The sequence below is a fragment of the Sorangium sp. So ce327 genome, assembly GCF_051530205.1.
Classification (GTDB): Bacteria; Myxococcota_A; Polyangia; order Polyangiales; family Polyangiaceae; genus Sorangium; species Sorangium cellulosum_B.
Genome location: NZ_CP150330.1, coordinates 11722155 through 11745879, shown reverse-complemented (window position 1 = coordinate 11745879; position 23725 = coordinate 11722155). Strand labels below are relative to the sequence as shown.

At 72.4% G+C, this 23725-nt stretch carries 16 protein-coding genes; 8 read left to right on the top strand and 8 right to left on the bottom strand.

Annotation, left to right across the window (positions count from 1 at the left end):
- Positions 1 to 173 precede the first annotated feature (173 nt).
- Complete coding sequence (locus WME95_RS44140) at positions 174 to 1124, top strand: LysR family transcriptional regulator (protein WP_437905196.1); 951 nt, start codon at positions 174 to 176, stop codon at positions 1122 to 1124.
- 14 nt (positions 1125 to 1138) lie between these two features.
- Here WME95_RS44140 and WME95_RS44135 read toward each other — a convergent pair whose 3' ends face one another.
- Positions 1139 to 2218: a hypothetical protein gene (locus WME95_RS44135; RefSeq protein WP_437295898.1), complete on the bottom strand. Its 1080-nt coding sequence runs from the start codon at positions 2216 to 2218 to the stop codon at positions 1139 to 1141.
- A gap of 85 nt (positions 2219 to 2303) precedes the next feature.
- Positions 2304 to 2987: a thioredoxin domain-containing protein gene (locus WME95_RS44130; protein WP_437905195.1), complete on the bottom strand. Its 684-nt coding sequence runs from the start codon at positions 2985 to 2987 to the stop codon at positions 2304 to 2306.
- Positions 2988 to 3376: 389 nt separating this feature from the next.
- Here WME95_RS44130 and WME95_RS44125 point away from each other — a divergent pair, with 389 nt between their 5' ends.
- The gene (locus tag WME95_RS44125; RefSeq protein ID WP_437905194.1) at positions 3377 to 6325 is read left to right on the top strand and encodes an Eco57I restriction-modification methylase domain-containing protein; all 2949 of its coding nucleotides are present in this window, start codon (positions 3377 to 3379) and stop codon (positions 6323 to 6325) included.
- Between the two features lie 55 nt (positions 6326 to 6380).
- Here WME95_RS44125 and WME95_RS44120 read toward each other — a convergent pair whose 3' ends face one another.
- Positions 6381 to 6851 carry a response regulator gene (locus WME95_RS44120; RefSeq protein WP_437295895.1) on the bottom strand — a complete coding sequence of 157 codons (471 nt, stop codon included), beginning with the start codon at positions 6849 to 6851 and terminating at the stop codon, positions 6381 to 6383.
- A 448-nt stretch (positions 6852 to 7299) separates the two neighbouring features.
- The gene (locus WME95_RS44115; protein WP_437905193.1) at positions 7300 to 9621 is read right to left on the bottom strand and encodes an SdrD B-like domain-containing protein; all 2322 of its coding nucleotides are present in this window, start codon (positions 9619 to 9621) and stop codon (positions 7300 to 7302) included.
- A 1004-nt stretch (positions 9622 to 10625) separates the two neighbouring features.
- Between WME95_RS44115 and WME95_RS44110 the strand changes: the two genes are divergently transcribed.
- From WME95_RS44110 to WME95_RS44095, 4 genes are all read left to right on the top strand, one after another.
- On the top strand, positions 10626 to 12050 hold the full coding sequence (locus tag WME95_RS44110; protein ID WP_437905192.1) for a hypothetical protein: 1425 nt from the start codon (positions 10626 to 10628) through the stop codon (positions 12048 to 12050).
- Positions 12051 to 12262: 212 nt separating this feature from the next.
- A complete protein-coding gene (locus WME95_RS44105) occupies positions 12263 to 14227 on the top strand; it encodes a zinc-ribbon domain-containing protein (protein WP_437905191.1) in 1965 nt (654 codons plus the stop codon).
- A 725-nt stretch (positions 14228 to 14952) separates the two neighbouring features.
- Entirely contained in the window at positions 14953 to 15624 is a 672-nt protein-coding gene (locus WME95_RS44100; protein ID WP_437905190.1) for an Rpn family recombination-promoting nuclease/putative transposase, read from the top strand.
- An 87-nt stretch (positions 15625 to 15711) separates the two neighbouring features.
- On the top strand, positions 15712 to 15951 hold the full coding sequence (locus WME95_RS44095) for a DUF4351 domain-containing protein (protein WP_437905189.1): 240 nt from the start codon (positions 15712 to 15714) through the stop codon (positions 15949 to 15951).
- A gap of 15 nt (positions 15952 to 15966) precedes the next feature.
- Here WME95_RS44095 and WME95_RS44090 read toward each other — a convergent pair whose 3' ends face one another.
- Together WME95_RS44090 and WME95_RS44085 are read right to left on the bottom strand one after the other, a co-directional pair.
- Positions 15967 to 17697 (bottom strand): DUF3344 domain-containing protein, encoded by a 1731-nt coding sequence (locus WME95_RS44090; protein ID WP_437905188.1) that lies wholly within the window; start codon positions 17695 to 17697, stop codon positions 15967 to 15969.
- Positions 17694 to 19526, bottom strand: coding sequence for an OmpA family protein (locus WME95_RS44085; protein WP_437905187.1), 1833 nt, complete (start codon positions 19524 to 19526; stop codon positions 17694 to 17696). The genes WME95_RS44090 and WME95_RS44085 overlap by 4 nt, the downstream gene beginning before the upstream one ends.
- Positions 19527 to 20151: 625 nt before the next feature.
- Here WME95_RS44085 and WME95_RS44080 point away from each other — a divergent pair.
- Positions 20152 to 20700, top strand: a complete 549-nt coding sequence (locus tag WME95_RS44080) for an HD domain-containing protein (RefSeq protein WP_272102011.1) — start codon at positions 20152 to 20154, stop codon at positions 20698 to 20700.
- 445 nt (positions 20701 to 21145) lie between these two features.
- Positions 21146 to 21532 carry an SPW repeat domain-containing protein gene (locus WME95_RS44075; RefSeq protein ID WP_437546723.1) on the top strand — a complete coding sequence of 129 codons (387 nt, stop codon included), beginning with the start codon at positions 21146 to 21148 and terminating at the stop codon, positions 21530 to 21532.
- Between the two features lie 16 nt (positions 21533 to 21548).
- Here the strand turns inward: WME95_RS44075 and WME95_RS44070 are convergent, their stop codons facing one another.
- Together WME95_RS44070 and truA are read right to left on the bottom strand one after the other, a co-directional pair.
- On the bottom strand, positions 21549 to 22751 hold the full coding sequence (locus tag WME95_RS44070; protein WP_437905186.1) for an exo-beta-N-acetylmuramidase NamZ family protein: 1203 nt from the start codon (positions 22749 to 22751) through the stop codon (positions 21549 to 21551).
- 79 nt (positions 22752 to 22830) lie between these two features.
- Positions 22831 to 23715 carry a tRNA pseudouridine(38-40) synthase TruA gene (gene truA / locus WME95_RS44065; RefSeq protein WP_437905185.1) on the bottom strand — a complete coding sequence of 295 codons (885 nt, stop codon included), beginning with the start codon at positions 23713 to 23715 and terminating at the stop codon, positions 22831 to 22833.
- Positions 23716 to 23725: the final 10 nt, after the last annotated feature.

The following is a 23725-nucleotide window of genomic DNA, read 5'->3' as shown; positions in this document are numbered from 1 at the left end:
CCCGCTGGAGGGTAGACCCCTTGGGAAAACGCTCCTCGCCTGTCCTGGTCGCCGCGCCGCTTTCAGGGACACCAGCAGCGCAGAGGCCCGCGACCTCGGGCGTGCACGCACGCGCACGCACCCTGCGACCGAACCGCGCCGTGCCGAACCGCGCCGTGGCATGGTGAAGCGCGGTGCACGACTCCATCACGCTCGAACAGCTGCGCACGTTCATCGCGGTCGCCGACGAGGGCAGCTTCTCGGCCGCGGCCAGGAAGCTCCGGCGCGTCCAGTCGGCCGTGAGCCACGCGATGGCCAACCTGGAGAGCCAGCTCGGGATCGCCCTCTGGGACCGGTCGACGAGGATCCCGGCGCTCACGGAGCACGGCCGCGTCCTGCTCGGCGCCGCGCGGCGGGTGTGCGCCGACGCGGACGCCCTCAGCAGCGCGGCGCAGCGGCTCGCCGGCGGCCTCGACCCGCTCGTCTCGCTGTGCGTCGACGCCATTTTTCCGCTGTCCGCGCTCGTCGATCTCTGCGTCGAGTTCGCGCGCGTCTACCCCACCGTGGAGCTCGTCGTCCACACCGAGACCATGGGCGCCGTCGCCGATCGCGTCCTCGACGGGACATGCCAGCTCGGGGTCGTGGGGCCGGCGGCGACGGCCCAGGGGCTCGAGCGCCAGCACCTCACCTCGGTGCGCATGATGCCTGTCGTCGGCAAGACACACCCGCTCGCCGCCGCAGATCCGCGCGGCGCGCGCGTTGCGATCGAGCAGCTGCGCGAGCACGTGCAGATCGTGCTGAGCGAGCGCGGCGGAGGGCGCTCGCCGGAGCAGGCCGTCCTGTCCCCCCGCACCTGGCGCGTCGTGGATCTGCAGACCAAGCGAGAGCTCCTGTGCGCGGGGCTCGGCTGGGGGAACCTGCCAGAGCACATGATCCGCGACGACCTCAACGCCGGGCGCCTGGTCCGGATCTGGCCGGCGGCGTGGGGGGACGACGAGCACGTCCTGCCGCTCGCCGTGGTCCACAGGCCGGGCCTCGTGCAGGGGCCCGCGGGGCAGTGGGTGCTGAAGCGCCTCGTCGATCTCTGCCGCCAGCACGTGGGGGGCCCGCAAGGTGGGGGGCCCGGACGCGCCGCGGTGACCTGACGTCGGCGCGGGTGTCAGAGCGAGAGACGCGACAGCAGATCGTTCACGCGGAGGGCGGCCGCGACGCTCCCGGCGTCGTGCGCGAAGTCCATGGCCGCGAACAGGTGGGTCTGCTCGAGGTCGAGCCGCTCGGGAGAGCGCTCGAGGAGCGCCATGTAATGCTCGAAGAAGCGGCGCTGATCCATCTGCGTGCGCTTCAGCACGGCGTGGCGCACCGTCGCGTGCAGCGCGAAGCGGCCCGCGAACGGCTCCTGCACCAGCCGGAAGCGGCGCAGCGAGGCCAGCGCGTCGCCGGCGCGCCGCCCGGCCCGCGCGAGCTCGGCGAGGGAGCCCTCGTCGATGTGGTCGCCGTTCGAGTGCGCCAGCACCGCGAGCATCCGCCGCGCCGGCGGCGAGAGCCCGCGGAAAGCCCACGCGACGAGCAGGCCGACCTCGGGGAGGTCGTCCTCGTGATCGATGACCCGCACGCGATCGACGCCGCCCGCCACGAGCCACCGGTGGAGCTCGGCGACGTCGGCCGCGCCGCTGCCGACGATCGCGTCGGCGAGCTCCAGGGAGACCGGGTTCCAGCGGAGCAGGCGGGTCAGCGAGGCGACCGCGGGGAAGGGGCTCCGCCCCGAGGTCACGAGCGGCGCGATGACCGGAAAGATGGAGACGCCGGCGACGAGGCAGCGCCGCGCCGTGATGACCCAGGTCACCGCCTCGTCGCGGAGGTCGTCGAGCAGCTCGGCGACGGCGCGGTCGTGCTCGTGGTTGTCGAGCACGATCAGCATCTCCCCGAGCGCTCGCAGGCGGCTCCGCAGCGCAGGCAGCGACGGCGACGGCCCTGCCCCGAAGCGGAGCGACAGCATGCCGCGCAGCGTGCGCGCGTCCCATGCGCCGACCCGGAACCAGTGGATCCCGCCGGGGAGCTCGCGCGCGAGCTTGTGCCCGAGCGCGCACGCGAGCGTGGACTTGCCGCTGCCGCCGGTGCCGACGAGCGCGACGCGGGTCGGGCGCGACGCGCGGACCGTCGCCAGGAGCGTCGCGAGCTCGCGGCGACGGCCGCGCAGCGAGGGGGGGCGGGGAGGGAACACGAGCGGCGATGCGGTCATCCCCGCGCGAGCGTACCAAAAAGCGCGCGAGGCGCCGGCGCCCGTCGCGGCGGTCGCGGCGGTTCACCCGGGCGGTCGCGGCGGCTCACCCCGGCGGTTGCGCATCGATCATGATCTGCTCTATCGCGCGGGAGATCGGCTCCGGCGACATCGAGGTGAGGCGGAGCCGGAGGGGCTCCTGCCCCTCCCGGATCAGGAACAGCGCCGGCACGCCCCGGACCTGGAGAGCCGCCGCCTCGGTCCGCGCGGCCTCGAGCTGCTGCAGGACCTCCGGGCTGTCGCGCTGCGCCATCGCCTGCTCTGCGTCCACGCCCGGCACCTCGGAGGCGACGCGCAACAGGAGCTCGTCCGTGATCACCGGGCGCTCGCGCGCCTGGAGCCGGAAGAAGCGGTCGACGAAATCAAAGAGCCGACCCTGCATCCCGACCGCGGCAGCCATGCGCGCGGCCTGCACGGAGCTCGGACCGAGGAACGCGAGATTCCGGAATACGAGCTTCACCTGCTTCGTCCTCACATGGCGTTCGAGGATCACGGGCAAGATCTCGAGCCCGTAATCGCGGCAATGCGAGCAACGCAGATCGGAGAACTCGACAAGCGTGATCGGCGCGCTCGGATCCCCGAGGACGATGCCGTCCTGGGGAATGCCGGAATAGAGGTCAATCCCGCCGGTGACCGCGCCGGTGGGCTCCTGCACCGGCGTCTCGCCGGCGTCGTGGCACGCCGAGATCCCGAGCAGGAGCGCGGCGAGCAGGGCGCCGCGCCGCGCCACGGAGCCAGAGCGCGAATTGCGTGAATGAGCGAGTGCGTATCGTTCGAACAGCTCAGGATTCATTCTTGAGCATGCGGCACGAACCGTACCTCGATGTGGTCGCGTGTGAGAGATGCTTTCACGAGGATCTCGGTAAACCGTGCTGGGTGAGGACCTCCAGGCGAGGAAGGACTCCTCTCCAGGGCGCCGCGCGGCGCGAGGAGCGACACCGGCAAGCGCCGAGATCGCCGCAAGGGGGCAGGACATGGAGGTCTTCTCTCGGCGTTCCTCCCGGCGCGGCGTTCGCGCGGCGGCGGCGCCCGGCCGCGGGCCGGCGCGGGCCGGCGCGACGCCGCGCCGGGGCGCTTGCCTGCACCCGGTCCCATCCGCAATGCTGTTGCGGAACCTGCGTGTCCTCGGAATGCCCTCAGCTCAGCGCCGCCCTCCTGGGCCGCGACCGTGAACGAGGCGGCGCCTTCGCCCAGCGCGGCGCCGCGAAGCGAACGGGCGCGTCTTTCGATGGATCCGCGCCGTCCGCCGACGGCGTGGCGCGGCAGCTCCGCGATCAGGCGCAGGGCGCGCTCGGCGAGGTCCTCCGCGGCCTTCAGGCGGCGGATCCGCAGGGCGGCGACGTCGCGTGCGCCGGCTCCGCCGAAGGGCGGCGGCGCCTCCGCGCCGGCCTCGTGTCCGCGTTGATGCGGCTCATCTTCCTCCTCTACGCCGAGGCGCGCGGCCTGCTCGCCGGCGTGGAAGGCGGCGGCGCGCCGCTCGCCCGGCTCTTCGAGGATCTCCAGGAAGAACGGCGACGGCAGGGAGACGACCTCGAGCGCCGCCACGGCGCGTGGGCGAGGATCGCGGCGCTCTTCTGCGCGCTCCGCGATCGCGGCCCCGGGGGCGCGCGCGGCGGCCTCTGCGATCCGGACGCCCACCCCTTCCTGGAGGGGAGACCGTGGCTCAGCGACGGCGCGCTCCACCGGGTGCTCTCGGCGCTCCTCGTGCACGACGGCGTGCCGTTGCGCTACGGCGAGCTCGAGGTCGAGCACCTCGGCACGCTTTACGAGGGCCTCCTGGCTTTTGACCTCGAGATCGCCGAGGGCGAGTCGATGGCGCTCCTGCCGTCGCACGTCGTCGTGGATCTGGAGGCGCTCCTCGCCCTCCCCGGCCGTGACCGGCTCGCGCAGCTCGAGGAGGTGGCGGACCTGAAGCTCGGCGCGCGGCCGGCAGCGCGCGTCGCCGCGGCCGGCAGCGTGGCCGAGCTGTCGCAGGCGCTCGCGCGCCGCGCGTCCCCGCGACAGCCGGACCGGATCGCGCGGGGCGCGCTCTACCTCCAGCCGGGGCAGCTCCGGCGGCGCGCGGGCTCGTACTACACGCCGCGGGAGATCACGTCGCATGTCGTCGAGCGCACGCTGTCGCCGCTGCTCGGCAGGGACGGCCGGCCGGCGGCGCCCGCGGATGTCCTCGCGCTCGCCGTGTGTGATCCCGCGATGGGATCCGGCGCGTTCCTGGTGGAGGCGTGCCGCCAGCTCGCCGCGCGCCTCGTCGAGGCATGGCAGAGCGCCGGTGCGGCGCCGCCCCTCGCCCCCGGCGAGCCGCTGCTCCCTCGCGCCATGGCGCTCGTGGCGGAGCGCTGTCTGCACGGCGTCGATCTCGACCCGCTCGCGGTCGACCTCGCCAGGCTATCGCTGTGGCTCGTCGTGCAGGACGCGCGCCTCCCGCTGAGCTTCCTCGACGGCAAGCTTCGCTGCGGCGATAGCCTCATCGGCGCCGAGCGCGCGGAGGTCGGCGGCTTCCCGTCCGCCGCGAGGCTGCCCCGCGGCCCCGGGGAGCGGCAAACGCGGCGGGCCCTGCTGCGGCAGGCTCCTGCGCCCCCGCGGCCCGAGGGCGCGCCGCAGGAGAGCGCGCCGCCGGAGGGCCCGCCGCCGGAGGGCGCGCCGAAGGAGGGCGCGCCGCCGGAGGCCACGCCGCCGGAGGGCACGCCGCCGGAGGGCACGCCGCCGGAGGCCGCCGAAAGAGCGCCCCGCGACGGGCCCGGGGGCGCCGAGGGAGCGGATCAGGCGGCGCTCGACGCCTGGATGGCCCTGTGGTTCTGGCCGCCGGCGGGCGAGCTCGCGGCCCTGGCGCCGGCGCCGGCCACGTTCGCGCGCTACATGGCCGCCGCGCGCGAGCCGGCCGATCCGCGGGCGGCGCTGTCGCGGCGCATCGCCGAGGAGCGCCGGTTCCTGCACTGGGAGCTCGCGTTCCCCGGCGTCTTCGATCGCTCCGAGCCGGGCTTCGACGCCGTGATCGGCAATCCGCCCTGGGTCGCGTACGTCGGCCGCGCGGCGCAGCCGATCGCGCCCGAGGTCTTCCACCTCCACCTCCGGAGGAACCCGGCGTTCCACGGCTACCGCTCGCTGCACGGCCTGTTCGTGCACCGGGCCGCGTCGCTGCTGCGGCCGGGCGGGCGGCTCGGCCTCGTCATCCCGACGTCGGTGTCGGATCTCGATGGATACGGCCCGACGCGGCGCGCGCACGACGCGCTCTGCGCCGTGGACTCCGATCTTCCGAGCTTCGGCAGCGACGCCTTCGACGGCGTGTTCCAGCCGTGCATGGGCCTCCTCTCGACCCGCCTCGCCCCCGCCGCCCCGCGGACGGTGGCCGCCCCGTGGCCGCTCGCGCGTTCGGATCTCGACGTCGTGTCCCGCCGGCTCCTCGAGCGGCTCGGCGCGCTGCCCCCGCTGCCGGCGGCCCTGTTCGGCGAGCGCGGGTTTCAGACGACGGCCGAGGACGCCGAGCGCATCCGGCGCGCGGACGCCCCGGAGCCGCCGTACACCTGCCCCATCCGGGAAGGCACCGACGTCGGCGAGCTGATCGCGCGCGCGCCGCGCCACCACGTCGATCGCGCCGGCGTGAAGGGCCGCTTCCGGAAGGACGAGGACTGGAAGGCGGTGCGGCTGCTCATCCGCCAGACCGCCCGCTATCCGATCGCCGCGCTGAGCGACGGCCTCCCGTTCCGCAACTCGATCCTGGCCGGCTTCTCCGACGCCACCTGGAGCGAGTTCGCGCTGCTCTGTTACCTCAACTCCTCTCCCGTCCGCTGGTGGCATTACACGCGTCACCGGGACGCGCGCGAGGGCATGCCGCAGGTGAAGATTGCGCACCTGCGTGCGATCCCTGCGCCCCCGCCGGCGGGAGCCGCCCTGATCGCGGCGCTCGACGCGCTCGGACGGGAGCTCGGCCCGGCGAACGCGGGCCTGCCGGCCGACGCCCGGCGCCACCTGGACGGGATGGTGGCGGACATGCTGGAGATGACCGAGGAGGAGCGGGGCTGTGTCGCGCGCTGGGCGGCGGCGACCCCCCTCCCGCGGCCGGACGGCTGAGCGGCGGCCGAGGAGCGCGGAGGAGCGCTCCCTCGTCAGTCCTCGTCGGTCCTCGTCAGTAACCGCCGTCGAAGCCGGGCGCGTCCTTCAGGTTGAACAGCACGCTGCGGAGATCGTCCAGATCGAACGGCTTCTCGAAGACGGCCGAGGCGCCCAGGCTGCGCGCGGTCGCGTGGAGGTGCGGGTGGCCGAACGCCGTGATCAGGATGACCGGCGGCCGCCGCCTCACCTCGGCGAGGCCCTCCAGGATCTCCATCCCCGAGAAGCAGGGCATCTGGATATCGCTGACGATCGCATCGATCGGCTTCGGGGGCTCGTTCCCACCGAGGCAGGGCGCCACCTTGTCGAGCAGCTCGAGGCCGTTTCGCGCCTCGGACACCTCGAACCCGTCGCTGCGGAGCGCCATGGCGATCGTGGACCGGAAATCCTCGTCGTCTTCAGCCAGGACGATATGCTGACCTTTGCCGAACAAGCCGCAAGGCGGGACCAAGGGCTTATCGCCAATCCAGCTTTCCGTCAGGTTCATGGCAACTTCTCCTTCTTCTGGCCCGCCAACGCTGCGTCGTTGGACCGTCTACCGCGGTCCTCGGAGCTCAGCCCCGCAGGATTTGCAGCGCCCGTGCCATGCTGTCCTGTCTTGCGGTGGAGCGGTCTCGACGGGCTCGACCCCGCTCCTTGGCGGGGCGCTGTTCGAGGCGTAGGCGGCGCCTGCAGGGGCCCCCCTTCGGGGCGGCAGGGGCAATTTGTCGCGCGAGGGGCAGAACACGCCCATGCGGGGGTGTAGGGGGTGTCCCGCGGGCGTCGAGGGACGTTCCGTCCTGAGTACGAGGCGGCCCCCCTGCTAGGGGTGAGGAGGGCGACGGGGGAGGCGGGGAGGGGAGGGGGGAGGCGAGGAGGGGCTGGGCCAGCTACCGCGGCTCTCCAGGCTGGTCGCCTGGAGCGGGCGCTGGCCCGGGGGCGCTCGCGTCTACGTCTCAGCGGCCGCAGCCGCGGTGATGGTCGCGATCGTTGCGGTTGTCCTCGCAGTCAAGGTCGTCGCGGTGGGGGGCGCAGAGATAGCCGTTGTTGTACTTGTCGAGCATCTCGGACAGCGGCTTGCCGGTCACCCACGGCGCGTTCCTGCCGCAGTTGTCCTTCACGTTGCTGCCGAGCGGGTACTTCTTGAGCCAGGCGTCGGCCTTGGCGATGGTGTCCTCGATGCAGCTCGACCGGTTGCCGATACCGACGTTGAGCTTGGCGACGATGAGGTGCTTCGCGATGATGTACGTGACGTCGCCCCGCGTCGGACGGCTGATGATGTCGAGGAGCTGGGACTTCGTATAGGTCTTGCCGCCGATGGTCAGCTTCGTGATCTTCCAGGCGCTCGGGTGGTTCTTCCAGTAGCCGGGGGAGCCGGTGCCGGGGGAGGAGCACTTGCAGACGCCGCAGTCGGCCGCGCAGCTCGAGCAGTTCTCGACGCCCGCCTTGCAGACCCCGTCGCCGCAGACCGGCGGGCAGGCGCCGCAGTCGGCCGCGCAGCTCGAGCAGGTCTCACCGGCCTCGCAGACGCCGCTGCCGCAGACCGGCGGGCAGACGCCGACGTCGCTCGGGCACTCGAGGCAGTTCTCGCCGGCCTCGATGACGCCGTTGCCGCAGACCGCGGGGCAAGCGCCGCAGTCGCCTGTGCAGTTCGAGCAGTCCTCGCCGTTCTCGCAGACGTTGTTGCCGCAGACCGCGGGGCAGGCGCCGCAGTCGTCCGAGCAGGTGCCGCAGTCCTCCCCGGCCTCGCACGTGCCGTTGCCGCAGACCGGCGGGCAGGCGCCGCAGTCGTCCGCGCAGGTGCTGCAGCTCTCGCTGGCGTCGCAGGTGCCGTCGCCGCAGACCGGCGGACAGACGTCGCAGTCGGCGCTGCAGCTCCCGCAGTCCTCGCCGGCCTCGCAGGTGCCGTTGCCGCAGACCGGCGGGCAGGTGCCGCAGTCGACGGCGCAGCTGGAACAGCTCTCGTCACCGCCGCAGACGCCGTTGCCGCAGGAGAGCTGGTAACCGAAGTCCGCGTCGAGCAGGTCCTGTGCCCAGCCGAGCGAGACCACGCCCACGTTGTCGAGCCCGCCGTCGGGGTCGGCCGTCGGCTCCTGTCCGGCGAGCGGACCGCTCGCCATGAAGTTGTCGGGCGTGACGACCACCGAGTAGGTGCCCGCCGGGAGCGTGTCGAAGAGGTAGAAGCCGGGCTGGCCGGTGTAGGGGCTCGTGCCGGTGATCGTGAAGTCGACAAGCTGGGCCCCCTGGAACAGCTCGACACGGACGCCGTTGACGCCGAGCTCGCCGGTCTCCGGCTCGTAGAGCCCGTCGGCGTCGCTGTCGAGCCACACCGTGTCGCCGATCGACGAGTACGTCACGTAGCCGAAGTCGGCGTTGGCCACGTTCTCACCCGCGTCGAGGGACACGCCGAGCGGCTCGTCGTCGCTGGTCAGGATGTGGCCGAGCGGGAGCGTCGCGTCGTCGACGTCGACGACGTAACAGCCCGCCTCGAGCTCGGTGAAGCGGTAGACGCCGTTCGCGCCGGTCACGGTACTCTGGAGTGCGGCGCCGTCGGCGACGCCGTCGCAGTTCGCGTCGCCGAAGAGGTCGACGACGACGTCAGAGATGCCGAGCTCGGAGGCGTCCTCGATGCCGTCCGCGTTGGCGTCGAACCACACCTTGTCGCCGATCGAGCCCTTCGGCGCCGTGTAACAGACCTCGAGGAGAGGCCGGTAAGATACATCGGTGTGGGCGCTGCCCTTGTACGACGTCTTCCCGCTGGCGCCCTCCTCGAGGAGGATCCCGTGGCTCGGCGCCGTCCCGTCCACCCAGTCCTGGACGATCCCGGTGAGATCGACCGAGCTCCACCCGGTGACGTTGGGCACGAACGAGGTGAACGCGGCGGGGTCCATGCCGCCGAAGTTGTTCCACGTGACGAGCTCCTCGCTCCAGGGGGCGAGCACCTGGTGGACGTACACGGTCTGCGCGGTGCTCGTGTACGTCTGGGCGTAGAACGTGGCCGACGTGACGAGAGAGCCGGCGGGGATGGGGCTCAGATCGAAGCGGAACAGGGCGCGCTTCTCTCCGACCGAGCTGGAGTACCCGGTGTTGACCTCGAACGGGGTCGGGACGTGGTAGCTCGGGGCGAGGCTCCAGATCTCGGCGTTGTAGACATCCCCCAGGACACCCCGCTGGATCACGGTGCACGTGGGGGACGGAGCGGTCGTGTTGGCGAGGCTGGTGGCGGTGATGAACAGCGTGGCGAGCGCGACAGAAGATGCGATTGCAAACTGCTTCATTGGTAGCTCCTCGAGGTCCTCACGGGTGAACCATTGCTGGAGCGTCATCCGGATAGCAGGCACCATGACTCACGGGTCAGGCGAGGTCGGTTTCGCGGGCTCCGGTCGGAATGAGCCCCCGCGGGCTGATCAGGATCGGATCAAGTACGCGGGTGCTTGTGCTTCGATCGGAGAGCGGATGCGCAAGGTAACAGTGTGTAAGTTAGCAACTCAGGGATGGAGATGTCCAGATCTTTTTGGCGGCAGGCGCGAGAAAAGCATTGAGTTGCACGGTGACAATTTTGGGTCGTGCGGTGACGCTTTTGGGCTGCTCGCGTCGGCTTGCGTCGGCTTGCGTCGGCTTGCGTCGGCTTGCGTCGGCTTACGGTTCGCGGAGACGAGCGCAGTCTGGCGCATCGAGTTCGATGGCCAGATCACTCGCCAGCTCGACGGTCGGTGCGCGTCCGCAGCGCGCGGTCCGCTGAGGGCGCGCTGGGCGTTCGGCGGCGTGCAGCGACGCGCAGCAGCCCTCTCCGACCCTTCGCCGGGGTCGAGGGACGAGCAGGATCGGATCAGGTACGCGGGAGTGCCTGACGAGATTTGATGCAGAATGCGCACGGGACCATTTTTCAATGTAACGAACCTTTACTTTGCCTGTCTAGATCCTTTTTCGCGGCGTGAGCATTTTGTACGGCTCTTGCTCTCGGGCGCTGGTGAGGGCGGGCCCGGGCGGTTGCGTGTCACGCGTTCACGCGTTCACGCGTTCACGCGTTGCTCGCCTGCTCGTCGCTCACGGCTCACGCCCGCCGGGGACCTGCGCCTCGGGCCCGCGGGGGCCCCGCCGCCCTGGACGCGGTCGTTGGTCGTCAGTGGTGAGGCGCGCGACGCGGTGGCGGAACGAGCGGGCCGCGTCGCCGCTCGCTGCGGTCTGGCACCTCGCGCACCTCGCGCCGCACGGCACCGCGCGGGCGGCGCTCCGAGCCTGCCGGCTGCCGCCCGCGCGCGGGCGCTGCTACGGTTCGCCTGTGCGACGCCAGCTGCTCGCCTCGTCGGCCCCGCTCCACGCGCTTCGCCTTGCGTCGCTCGCGTCGCTCGCGTCCATTGCCCTCGCCGTCGCCATCCCCCGCGCGGGCGCCGCGCAGGACCTGCCGACGCTGAGCGGGTCCTGGACCGCGAGCGCCCTCACGGAACAGTGGTCGGTCTCCGCCTGGGGGCAGGCGTGCGGGCCCAGGCCTCGCCCGCAGGGCGCCCCGGGCGGCGCCGTGCAGATCCAGCAGCACGGCTCGGAGCTCTCGATCTCGGGCGCCGGACGGTCGTGGAGCACCGCCGAATGCTGGGAGCAGATGCCCGGGCTCGCGCGGAGCAAGCACTCGGCGTCTGGCAACGCGCGCTCCTGGCAGACCCGCTGCACGACGCCGGCCAGCGATCCCCGCCGCGCCGTGGTCACCACCACGACCCAGGCGACCGACGCCAGCATCAACATGGTGGAGACGGGGCAGTACCAGTTCATCATCCAGGACACGACCTGCAGCGCGTCCGTCACGAGGACGCGGTCCTACACGCTCGTCCGGCGCGAGGGCGAAGCGCCTTCGGCGGCGAGCGCCCCGCCGCCGGTGGCGAGCGCTCCGCCGCCGGTCGTGAGCGCTCCGTCCGCGGCGCCCGCCGCAGCCGAGAAGAAGCCCGCGGCCTCGCGCTCCTGCGACGCCCCCGGCGAGCCGGCGCGCCTCGAGGTCACGCCGTCGCGCAAGCTCATGCGGCCGGGCGAACGCTTTCAGTTCCGCGCGCTGGTCATGGATGCGGAGGGGTGCGCGCTCCCGACGAGGCCCACGTGGTCGATCGCGCCCGGGCCGCTCGCGTCGGCCGCGACGGTCGACGCGACAGGCGCCCTCTCGCTCGGCGCCGGGGCGGGCGAGGGGGCGCTCGGCCTCGTCGCGTCCGTCGCCGGCAAGGGGGTGACCGTCGCGATCGAGGTGACGAGCCCCGATCGTTACGACGCGCTCCTCGCGGCGAGCGGGCTCAACGAGGCCGGCGAGAGCGAGCAGGCGGCCGTCGTGGTGATCGCGGCCGGCACCATCGGCGGGCGCACGACCTCGGGCGAGGACCTGGGACGCCAGCGCAAGAACCTGTTCGTGGCCATCGTGGGCGGGGTCGCGGCCTGCCTCGGATTTGCCGGGTTGATCCTGCTCCGCCGAGGCCGCCGGCGGACAGGAGACGAAGTGGAAGGCCCGGCCTCCACGGCCGGCGCCGCTGGCGAGCGCGACAGCGCCGGCGCCGAGGGCGCGCCGGCGCCCTCGGAGGCCTCGCTCGCGGGCGCCGCAGGGTCAGCCGCGGCGCCGGTCCGGCCGACGCTGCGGGCTCGTGGAAAGATCTGCCCAACCTGCGGCGACCGCTATCCGAGCGAGGCGATGTTCTGCGGGAAGGACGGCACCCAGCTGCTGCTGCTCAATTGATCGCGCCACACTGCGCGCGCTGCGCGAGGACGTGGACGCGCGCTGCGTCATCACGCGGCGCTGCGCCGGCGGCGATCATAAAAGAAGTCGCCGCCTTGATCGGCCTCGCGCCGTCCCGCTATTCTGCGTCGACCGACCGGGCCGCGTGATCGTGCGCGTGTGTGGTCGTTGAACCCATGCCCGCATGCCGGAACGGGAAGGGCGCCAGTCGCATGAAGATTACGTGTGAGTCGTGCCAGGCCAAGTACACGATTGCCGACGAGAAAGTCGCCGGCAAGACGGTCAAGATCAAATGCAAGAAGTGCAACCACTCGATGGTGGTCCACGGCGCGAATGAGGCTGCCCCGGCCGCACCGCAGGACGCGACCGTGGACCAGCAGGGCGACCTGTCGGATGACGCCGAGGCGAAGCTCGACGTGGGCGGCGCGCCCGCGGCGGCGGCGCCCGACACGTGGACCGTCAACGTCGCCGAGGGCGACGAGCGGACCATGACGACCGCCGAGCTCGTGGCCGAGTACGCGCGCGGAGGCCTGAGCAACGACACGTACGTGTGGAAGGACGGGATGGGCGACTGGCTGCCGATCGCCAGCGTCCCGGAGCTCAAGGAGCGATTCTCCTCACAGGAAGACGCGGCGCCCGCGCCCGCAGCAGCCGTCGCCGCGGCGGCGCCCGCTGCCGCGGCGCCCGCGATCGCGACGCCCATGCCCGCTGCTGCTGCGCCCGCTGCCGCGGCCGTCCCTGCTGCAGCTGCACCGGCGGCCGCGGCGGCGCCTCCGCCGGCCGCCGCTCCGGCGCCTGCGGCTGCAGCTGCGCCCGTCCCCACGGCTCCGGCGCCTGCTGGGCTCAGGTTCGGGCCCGAGGGGACCGTTGTCATGAAGGACTCGCGGCGCGCCCTGAACCAAGCGGGGGCCGCGACCCCGGCGCCCGCAGCCGTCGCATCGGCGAAGGCCCCGGAAGCCGCGGCGCCGGCGGCGAGTCCAGCGGCTGCGGCGCCGGCGAGTCCAGCGGCCGCGGCGCCGGCCCCAGGCGGCGCACCGGCGCCAGCGGCCGCGCGTCGCGCGGCCCGGGGGGCCGCGGTCGACGTCTTCAGCGCCGCGGAGCGCGCCGAGGACCCCGCGGCGTCCGCCCCGTCCGCCCCGCCGCCAGGCCTCGATCGCCAGGTGGGCGAGCGCAACGAGAACTCGGTCCTCTTCTCGCTCTCGGCGCTCACCGCGACCGAGAACGCGGCGGCGGCCAAGCAGAAGGAAGAAGACGAGCTCCCGTCGGGCCGGCGTCCCTCGAACCGCCCCTCGAAGAACAACGGTCGAGCCGGCTATGACGACCTGCTGAACCTCGGCGGCGGCCCCATCGCCTCCGCGCCGATGCTCGCGCCGCCGCCGTTGCTGGCGCCGGTGACGGACTCGCGGCCGCCTCCCTCGATGTCGCTTCCGTCCAAAGCGTCGGTGCCGCCCGCGTCGCTTGCGTCGCTCTCGTCGCTCTCTCCGCTCACGGCGCCGGAGGCCTCGACCAAGAAGGGCCGCACCGGTCTGATCGCGGCCGCGATCGCCGCGGTCGTGCTGATTGGCGGCGTCGCCTTCTTCTTCATGCAGTCGCCGACGCCGGAGGCGTCGACGGCCACGCCGGAGCAGGCGAACACCGCCCCCGCCGAGGTGCCGAGCCCTGCGCAGACGGCGGCGCCGGCGCCGACGCCTGCCGAGACCGCTGCGGCCGAAACGCCGTCCACGGCGGAGACGGCGGCGCCGTCCGCGGAGCCCACCGCCAGCGCCGAGGCCCCGAGCGCCGCGACGCCTGCCGCGGCGACGCCCGCCGCGGCGACTCCCGCCGCGGCGGAGAAGCCGGCGTCCGCGCCCGCTGCCGCGGCGGAGAAGCCGGCGGCATCGAAGCCGGAGCCGGCGGCGTCCGGAGGCGCCGAGTTCAACCGTGGCGCCGCGAGCTCGGCGCTCGGCGCGGCCGCTGGCTCCGCCAAGAGCTGCAAGAAGGCCGGCGGACCGACCGGGACCGGCAGGGTCAAGGTCACCTTCGCGCCGAGCGGCAGCGTCACGTCGGCCGAAGTCCAGGGGGCGCCCTTCGCCGGGACCAGCGTCGGCGGCTGCGTCGCCAGGCTGTTCCGCAGCGCGCGGGTGCCTGCCTTCGGCGGGGGCTCGGTCACCGTCAGCAAGTCCTTCACCATCAACTGATCGCGGCACGGGCGCGGGCGCGCCCGTGAGAGGCCCTCGCGGCGTGCTGGAGGGCTTCCTTCAGGCGCGAGGGCGCGGCAGCGGGCCGAGGGCTCGTGACGTGGGCAGAGCCTGCGTTGCGTGCCGGGAGGCTTCTGACGCGCGCTCCAAGGTCTCTGCCAGCGGCGCGGTACGGCCTCCGATGCGCGCCCGGAGCTCCCGTCTCATCGGGGAAGAGGAGACGACATGGCGGTGCTCGTGACCAGGGCAGAGCGGCTCGGGCGGGCAGCCACGGTGCCGTCCAGGGGGACGGTCCCCGGGCATGGGGAGCAAAGCGCCTGTTCAGCGCAATCCCAAATCACTCGGCAGATATCCCCGTAATTCATGGGTGGCGCCACGTCGCCTGTGCGCGGCGCCTTCGGGGGCACTCGATGACACCCACTTCTTCTTGTTGGCCTGCGGGACGGCAACGTTGTCCTGAGGCAACCGAGCCAGGTTGCGCCAGCAGCACGGGCGCGCGTGAGGGACGATTGTGAGACGAGATGGCTTGTATTGTCGTAATTGGGCGACACCGCTGGATGTCATCTCATGAATCGCATCCAGAAATAGATTTCTTTTTCATGGCCAATCTGTCTGCGGCTTGCTAGCGAATCGGTCTCAGAGACGGCGCGCCGCCGTGACCAGCGGAAGATGCGTGAGCTCGGCGAGCTCGCAGCCAAGGTGCGCGCCGGCAGCGGTGGTGATCGGTGACGCCTACCCCTCATGACGCTCTGTTCAAGTCCACGTTTGGACAGCCGGAGCACGCGGCCGGGGCGCTGCGCCAGGCGCTGCCTGCCGCCCTGGCGGACCGCATCGACTTCGCGTCGCTGGCGTTACAACCTGGCAGCTTCATCGATGAGGCGCTCGCCGCGAGCCATAGCGATCTGCTCTTCACCGCCAGGCTGGAGCGAGCGTCGCTGTTCATCCACGTGCTCTTCGAGCACCAGAGCACGACGCACCCGCTGATGGCGTTTCGGCTGCTCACGTACATGGTGCGGATCTGGCAGGGTTACCTGGAGCGCCACCCGAGGGCGACGCTCCTCCCGGCGATCCTGCCGGTGGTGCTGCACCACAGCGCGGGTGGCTGGAGCGCGGCGGTTTCGTTCCAGGATCTGCTGGAGGTGCCGCCGGAAACGCTGAGGCTGATGGCCGAGCATGTGCCGCAGTTCCGGTTCGTGCTGGACGACATCAGCCAGGAGACGGACGAGGCGCTGCGCGCGCGGGCGATGACGGCGCTGGGCCGGTTGGTGCTGTGGTGCTTCCGGTATGCGCGCAATCCCGAGGATCTCGTGGAGCGCCTGTCGGCGTGGCGCGACGTGGTCCAGGAGGTGCGTCGGGCGCCTGACGGAGGGGCTGCGCTCGTGCGCGTGTGGCGGTAGTTCTTGAGCATCGCCGACCCGCGCGAGCCCGACAAGCTATTGCCGAGGCTGCTCGTGGCGGCGGGACCGGATGCCGAGGAGGAAATCGTGACGATCGCAGATTATCTTCGCGAGGAGGGGCGCCGGGAGGGCCGGCTGGCAGGCGAGCGAGAGGGCCGGCTCGAGGGGCAGCGGAGCACGTTGCTGAAGCTGCTCCGTCTGCGCTTCGGCGAGCTGCCGGAGCTGATCGAGGCGCGCATCCGCGCCGCCGACGCCGCGCAGATCGAAGGCTGGACCGAGCGTGTGCTCACCGCGCCCACGCTCGACGACGCCTTGGCCGAGCGCTGACGCGGCGGTGATCGTCTACCCCCTGCGCCGCCGGCAGAGCAGACCCGCCAGCGCGAGCCCCGCGAGCCAGCCGGCGCTCCCATCCCGGCCTAGCGGGCTGGCCGCGCAGGGGCCGAGCATGCCGCTGCCGGCCGCGTAGAAAGACTCCGGCACCACGGCGACCTCGGTCGGCGGTGCGCCCGGGGCGTCGCCGTTGCCGTCCGTCGGATCGTCGCTGACCGGCGCGCCGAACGCGCCCGCCGCGGCGATCTTCGCCTGGTTCTTGATGAGGTCCGGCGCGTCCGCGTCGACCGTCACCTCGAAGCGCACGGTGACGCTGCCGTCGACAGGGATGCTCCCGCCCTGCGCGCCGTCCGCCCCATCCCCGAGCCAGAACGTGATGGTCCGCGTCGCGGGATCGTACTGCCCGAGGTCGTCGCCGGGCGCGTCCGTCTGGGGACCGGCGTTCGGCCCATCGACGATCGACAGCGAGCCAGGGACGAACGTCACCCCGGAAGGCAGCGCGTCCGTCAGCACCGCGCCCACGGCCTCGTCATTGCCCGTGTTCGTCGCCGTGATGCGGTATTCGACGGCGTCCCCGCGGTAGGTCGGCAGCCCGCCGAGATCCGTGGCCACCTTGCTCGATTTGCTGAAATCAGGGCCATAGTTGGAGATCGACGTCACCCACCCCGCGAGGAAATAGAGCTCGTCCCTGCTCGTGGCGACGAGCGTGGCCCGATCGTCCCCCGGCTTGAGCTTCGCGCTGACATCCACGATGTCGATGTCGACCCCCGACATGCTCTGAGGCGTGCCCGGGATCCTCGGGAGATCACCCTCCACCGACACCGGCTTTCCGAGCGCCGAACGGGTGCTGTTGAAGAAGTTGTCCGCGGGGTTCAGCTCGTCGCTCAGCGCCTCCGCCAGATCGGGCTTCCCCGGGTTCTTGGGGTTGAAGAACACGCTGTCCCCGGTGTTCGAGTTGTCGCCCTCGAACGCGACGATGCCCAGCTTCGCCACGAAGCCGGCGTCGGGCACCTTGAAGCCCGAGAGCTCGACCTGCTGCCATCCCACGTCGGAGACCCGGTCGAGCCCGTCGAACAGCGCGAGGTTGCGCATCGGCGATCTCGGCGCCTCGTAGAACACCACCATCCACCACGCCACGAAGACAACGTCGTCGTCGCTGTCCCTCACGTCGACGACGTCCACGCCGCCCACCCGGTAGGCCCCGGCGCCGCTCTCCTTCACGATCGAGGTGATGTCGGCGACGGACTGGTAGTTGTGCGATTCGTTGGGTTTCCCCTGGTTGATCACCGTCTCGACCGAGTCGATGGCGGTCACCGTCCCGTCGTAGCCGCCCGCGTGGTGGAGCTCCACCTCCGGATCGGCGCCGGCGGTGTTGCGCGCGGCCCAGTACAGGAACGCGTGGGTCACCGTCGCCCCCTCGGGCAGCGTCAGCACGGCGGTCGTGCGCGCCATCTCCGGGGTGATATCGAGGCTCGCCTCCGCCCTGCCGTCAGCTGGCGAGTCGGACCTCCAGAAGAGATCGGGCCCCGACTCGACGGTCGACTGGCCGCATGCGCCCATCGTGCCCTCCGTGGGCCTCGGCGTCGCGGAGCGGCACTCCTGCCCGATCGAGCTCCCGATGAGGGCGAAGTCGCCCTGCTGATCGACCTGTATACGCAGCTTGGGCTCGGCCGTCGCGCTGGCGGTCGTGAGCCCGATCAGCGTGAGGGACGCGAGCCCCGTGATGCTCAACTGCTTTCTCATCGATCCTCTCCGGTCTCATCAGCCTGCGGCTTGTACGCGGCCTTCTTGATGATGTTGAACTGGACGCGTCGGTTCCGCTGCCTCCCGGCCTCCGTCGCGTTGTCGTCGATGGGCTGCTCCCGGCCGTAGCCCTGGGCCGTCAGCCGCGTCGAGTCGATGCCGCGCCGGACCAGCGCCGCCATGACGGAGTTGGCGCGGTTCTGCGACAGGATCCTGTTGTGCTCCACCGTGCCCCGGTCGTCGGTGTGACCCTGGATCTCGATGAGCTCGATCTCCGGGTGCTCCTTCAGCACCTCGGCGACCTCGTCGAGCAGCGGATCGCTCACCGGCTTGATGGTGGCCTTGTTCGTGTCGAACTGCACCTGCTGGAGGATCACCACGTGCTTCTCGGTCACGCGCACCGCCTTCGGGCAGCCGTGCTTCTCCGGGTCCGGATCCGCGAAGCCCTTCTCCCTCGGGCAGGCGTCCGTGTCGTCGCGGAACGTGTCGCCGTCGGTGTCGCGCGGGCAGCCGTTCTTCGCCGGGTCCTTCGAGCGGAGCCCCTTGACGTCGGGGCACGCGTCCTCGGCGTCGGCCACGCCGTCGTCGTCCCGGTCCGGCGGGCAGCCGTTCTTCTTCGGGTCGTCGCTGCGCACGCCGGCGACGGCGGGGCAGGCGTCCTCGGCGTCGACGATGCCGTCGGCGTCGCGGTCCGGCGGCGGCGGGCAGCCGTTCTTCTTCGGGTCGTCGCTGCGCACGCCGGCGACGACGGGGCAGGCGTCCTCGGCGTCGACGATGCCGTCGGCGTCGCGGTCCGGCGGCGGCGGGCAGCCGTTCTTCTTCGGATCGCCGCTGCGCACGCCCGGCACGCTCGGGCACGCGTCTTCGGGGTCGCCGATGCCGTCCCTGTCCAGGTCGGTCGGCTGCTCCGGCGTGAAGGCGGCCATCGCGACGGCGCGCACGTCCGGCGTCCCGATCCCCGAGGTGATCCCCGGCCCGACGCCGATGCCCGCCTCCATGAAGGGCAGGAATCGATACCTCGCGTCGAGGAGGAGCTCCGCGTTGGTCGAGCGACTGCTGATGTCCTCGAGCACCATCGCGGCGCTGAGCTCCGGCCCGACCTGGAGCCGGCCGTCCAGCGCGAGGAGCCCGACGCCGCCGCCCAGCGTGAGCATCGTCCCCTGCGCCACGCCGCCGAACGACTGGGAGCGCCGGACCTCGGTGCCCAGCGCGGTCGACCAGACGAGCCGCTCCATGCGGCCGCCGGCCGCGACGTACGGCATCGCCCGGACGCTCCCGTCGCTCACGAACGAGTCGTCCGCGCCGGTCGGCAACCAGAGGTAGGCGCCGACGGCGAGCTGGAACGGGTCATGGTACGCGCCATGGATCTGAAAGCGCGCGCCGAGCCGCACGTCGCCGAGCGCCGCGCCGCTCGGCGACGGGAACTGCTGGCCGCCGCCGCTCGGGCTGTCGCCGGACTGCAGCGCGGTGAGCGGCGCATCGAGGTCGACGCTCAGCTTGTTCCAGAGCGGGAGCGACGCGCCCAGGTGGAACGTGAGCTGATCGCTGACGACCGCGCCGATCTCGGCGCCGTCGCGCTCGCGCCGCAGGACCAGCGGGTTGCTCGCGTAATCGGCGAGCAGCATCACATGCGGTGTGAGGTGCCCTGCCACGAACGGCGACGGCACGCTGAACATGCGGTCCCCGGCCGGCGCCGGCACGAAGCGGCTCAGGGCCATGCCCCCGGGGTTGACCGGCGCGTCCTGCCCGTGCGCGGGCGCGGGAAGGAGAGAGGCAACGACGAGGGCGGCCAGCGCGGCGGCAAGCGAACGGAGAGGCCAAAGTCTCATGAGGTGGCACCCTGCATCGGCGGGTTTCGCATGACGATATAAGACGCTGTCGCGGACGAGTATACAGGTCGGCAAGTGCGGAGTCTTGAGCAACGAGCGACGTCGTCCGCATGTTCGTAGGACTTGCGCGCACCTCCCCGGACCATTCCCCGGCCATTCCGCGCCACCCCCAGCGCATTCCCCGATCCGCTGAACGAACGAGAGGCGATCGCGCGCAGGCGGCGCGCGCTTCATCGCAGCGACGCCGCCGCGAGCGGGCCGTGCCGCGCCGGCGAAGTCGACCTCGTCGAAGAGCGGATATCCCGCGCTGCCCGCCGGACGACTGTAAAGAGAGGGACCGTCGAGCCGCAGAGAGGGCCGGGAGAGCCCCTGTCGCCGCGGCGGCGCGCCGCACACCTCGCCCGGCGCGCCCCTCGTGGCGCCTGCCCGCCGCGCAGCGAGCGCGCTCGGCGCACGCCGCTCACCGAGCTCGTGGCGCGCGGGGCGCTCGAACCGCCGCGGCCTTCGAGGGCGCGCCTCGAGCGGCACGGGGTCCGATCCGGACGGAGGACCTGCTGGACGGCACAGGGGGCGCTCGGGCGCCTGCGCTCTGGACGCCGAGCGGCTATGGTGGCGGGACATCGCGATGGGCACCCTCCTCAAGCGCGCGCTCGACCAGGCGGCGGTCTGGCATCGAGCCCAGAAGCGCAAGTATCCGAACGCCGACGTCCCCTACATCAGCCACCTCGCCGGCGTGGCGGTCCTGCTCGCGCGCCACGGCTTCGACGACGAGGTCGTCGCGGCCGGCGCGCTGCACGACGCCATGGAGGACCAGGGCGTCACGTTCGACGAGCTGAGCCAGCGCTTCGGCGATCGCGTCGCCACGCTCGTCCGCCACGTGACCGAGCAGGACAGGGCGCTGCCCTGGGAAGACCGCAAGCGGCTCTATCTCGAGGCGTTCCCGAAGAAGCCCTGGGAGGCGCAGGCGATCACGCTGGCTGACAAGATAGACAACTTCCAGTCGATCATCGTCTGCGCGCGAGAGCACGGCGATCCGTGGTCGATGTTCAAGCGCGGCAGGGACATGCAGATCGCGAGGTTCGAAGAGCTGCGCGCGATGTGCCGCGGCCTGCCGCCGCACCCGCTGCTCGACGAGTACGGGGCCGTGCTCGACGAGCTCCTGTCGACGGGCTGAGCGCCGGATCCGCGGGGGGGGGCTCGGCGACGCGCTCCGGGGCCTCGGGCTCGGCGGCGAGCGGAGCTCCGCCCGCGGCCAGGAGATCCTGGAGACCGAGGCCTCGGAGACACGGTGTGTCTCGAACGTGCACGAGGTGACGGCGACGCGCGCCGGACTCCGGAGAGGCCCTCTCGGGGCTGCGCGCTCGGCGAGAGCAAGCGTGAAGGGCCCAGCGCTCCCGTGAGCCACCCTGCCCCGCTCCGTGCCGGATCGGGTTCACTCGCGCCCTCCGCTCCCTTCCTGTGAGCACGACGAGCACCCCTCCTGCCCGTCCCGGGCGAGCGACAACCACGCTGATCCTGGCCGGCGCTGCGTTCCGGAGCGGCCGGGGCGCGCGCGCCGACAGCCGCTCACCGGCACATGCGATGCACCGGCTGAGGGGAGCTCCTCCAAGGAGGCACCGATGAAGCTTCTATCTCCCCGCCACCATGGATACGTCGATTACGCGGTCGTCGTCCTGCTCGCGCTCGCGCCGCTCGCGCTCCGCCTCGATCCGGTGCCCACGGCGGTCTGCTACGTCGCCGCCGTGGCGCACCTCGTCGTGACGCTGCTGTCCGATCAGCCGCTCGGCGCGGCCAGGATGATCCCGTTTTCGGTGCACGGCGCGCTGGAGACCTCCCTCGCCGCCGCGCTCCTCGCGTCGCCCTGGCTGTTCGGGTTCTCCGCCGATCTCCCGGCGCGGACCTTCTTCGTGGTCACCGGGCTCGCGCTCGTGCTCGTCGCCCTCACCACGAGGTACTCGACCGGCGCCGCCTCTCGGCAGGAGCCGTACGACCGCTACGATCGCTGAGCCGCGCGGGCGGCGCTCAGCAGGCGGAGACGGCCGCCTGCGCCTCCCGCATCACCTCGGGCCAGGCCGGATCCGCGCGCGACACCTCCATGGCGATCGCCAGCGGATCCTCGCCGGCCTCGATGGCGAGGCGCGCGGCAGCGGAGCCGGTGAGCAGATCGAAGGCCGGGATCGTGTCGACGTACTCGTACCGCTCGGTGCGGAAGCGGAACTGCTCCGGCTGCTGCCTGCAGGCGAACGCGATGAGCGCGACGTACGTCGCGACCGGGAGGAAGGCGCGCGGATCGGTGACGTGGATCTGGACGCCGCCGCAGATCTTGCCCGCGTGCTTCTGGAAGGTGGGCCGGAAGGTGAGCGGCCGCGCGACGAAGCCCGGCAGCGCCGTGGACGCGAGGCGCGCGGCGAGATCGCGGCCGTCGAGCCAGGGGGCGCCCACGATCTCGAACGGGCGCGTCGTGCCCCGGCCCTCCGACAGGTTCGTCCCCTCCAGCAGGCAGCCGCCCGGGTAGACGAGCGCGGTGTCCGCCGTCGGCATGTTGGGCGACGGCAAGACGAACGGGCGATCCCACCCCGACGCGAGCGCCTCCCGGCGATGCCCCTCGACCGCCACGACCTGCAGCCCGCAGGCGACGTCGCCGAGCGGGATGCCCTCGCGCCGCGCGAAGAGCGCGAGCAGCTCGCCCACCGTGAGCGAGTGGCGGATGGGCACCGGCTCCAGGCCCACGAACGACAGGAACCCCCGCGCCTGCGTCGCGCCCTCGACGCTCTCCGCCGCGCCCCCGAGGGGGTTCGGCCTGTCGAGCAGCACGACGTGCACGCCCGCCGCGTGCGCCGCCCGCAGCGCGAGGAGCGCCGTCCAGACGAACGTGTAGTACCGCGCGCCGACGTCGGCGAGATCGATGAGGAGCACGTCGATCTGCGCGAGATCCGCCGCGGAAGGGGAGAGATCTTCGAAGCTCTCGCCGTACAGGCTGACGATGCCCGCGCCGGAGCGCGCGTCGACGCTGCTCATCACCGTCGCCATGTCCTGCGCCTCGCCGCCATAGCCGTGCTCCGGGCCGAAGAAGAGGCGCGGGCGCAGGCGGAGGCGCTCGAGGACGAAGGCGATGTGGGTCAGCTCGCGATCGACGCTCGCCGGGTGCGCAAGCACCCCCAGGCGAGTCGAACGGAGGCGCTGGAGCTGCGGAAGATCCGGGAGGCGGTCCAGTCCGACGTGCACGTCGCTGTGCTACCAAGGCGAGCGCGGGCCGTCCATGCGTCCGCGGTGGATTCTGTGTGACGCGCGGCGACGGGCGGCGTCACTCCTCGGGGGCGTGCTCCGCCGGCGCGCCGAGGTCCGTCGGTTCGGCGTCGTCCCCGTCCCCCGAGCTTCCGTCGGAAGGCCCCGCCGGCCAGGCCTCTTGCCCGTCGTCGCGCAGGTGGATGCGCTCGAGGTAGAGCCCGTCCGGCGGCGCCGTGATCCCTGCGTCGCGGCGGTCCAGCGACGAGAGCGCGCGCGCGATCGCGCCGGGCGCGAGGTGGCCGCGCGCCACGTCCATCAAGGTGCCGACCAGGATGCGCACCATGTTGTGCAGGAACGCGTTCCCCTCGACGTCGATCCGCACGACGCGCGGGTCCGCGGGATCGAGCGACAGCTCGACGCCGTACAGCGTCCGCACCGTGGTCGTCCGCTCGTCCGCGCTCGTCCGGAACGCGGCGAAGTCGTGGGTGCCCTTCGCGGCGAGCGCCTCGGCGCGCGCCCGCTCGATCGCCTCGTCCGTGATGCCCTCGACCCGCCAGGCGCGACGGCTGAGGAAAGGGTCTCGGACCAGATCCCGGAGGACCAGGTAGCGGTAGCGCTTGCGGAGGCTCTCGAAGCGCGGCGAGAACCCGAGGCGCACCACGGCCGCGCGCCGGATCACGATCTCGTCCGGGAGGTGGCGCGCGGTCGCGAGGACCCAGCCGCGCGTCGGCAGCGGCGCCGTCGTGTCGAAGGCGACCCGCTGGTCGCGCGCGTGGACGCCCGCGTCGGTGCGGCTCGCGCCGCGGATCTCGCGGATGCCGGGGTCGATGACCCGCAGCGCGCCGAGCAGCTCTCCCGAGACCGTGCGCTGGTCGCGCTGGCGAGCGAAGCCCGCGAACGGGCGCCCGTCGTAGGCGACCGAGAGCAGGATCCCCCGGCTCGAAGCGGCGCTCCTCGCCACGGCGCGATCG

Excerpts from the sequence above, each read along its gene's own strand:
- WME95_RS44135 (WP_437295898.1), bottom strand. The coding sequence starts at position 2,218 with ATGACCGCATCGCCGCTCGTGTTCCCTCCCCGCCCCCCCTCGCTGCGC.
- WME95_RS44120 (WP_437295895.1), bottom strand. The coding sequence starts at position 6,851 with ATGAACCTGACGGAAAGCTGGATTGGCGATAAGCCCTTGGTCCCGCCT.
- WME95_RS44115 (WP_437905193.1), bottom strand. The coding sequence starts at position 9,621 with ATGAAGCAGTTTGCAATCGCATCTTCTGTCGCGCTCGCCACGCTGTTC.
- WME95_RS44105 (WP_437905191.1), top strand. The coding sequence starts at position 12,263 with ATGAAGATTACGTGTGAGTCGTGCCAGGCCAAGTACACGATTGCCGAC.
- WME95_RS44090 (WP_437905188.1), bottom strand. The coding sequence starts at position 17,697 with ATGAGAAAGCAGTTGAGCATCACGGGGCTCGCGTCCCTCACGCTGATC.
- WME95_RS44085 (WP_437905187.1), bottom strand. The coding sequence starts at position 19,526 with ATGAGACTTTGGCCTCTCCGTTCGCTTGCCGCCGCGCTGGCCGCCCTC.
- WME95_RS44080 (WP_272102011.1), top strand. The coding sequence starts at position 20,152 with ATGGGCACCCTCCTCAAGCGCGCGCTCGACCAGGCGGCGGTCTGGCAT.
- WME95_RS44075 (WP_437546723.1), top strand. The coding sequence starts at position 21,146 with ATGAAGCTTCTATCTCCCCGCCACCATGGATACGTCGATTACGCGGTC.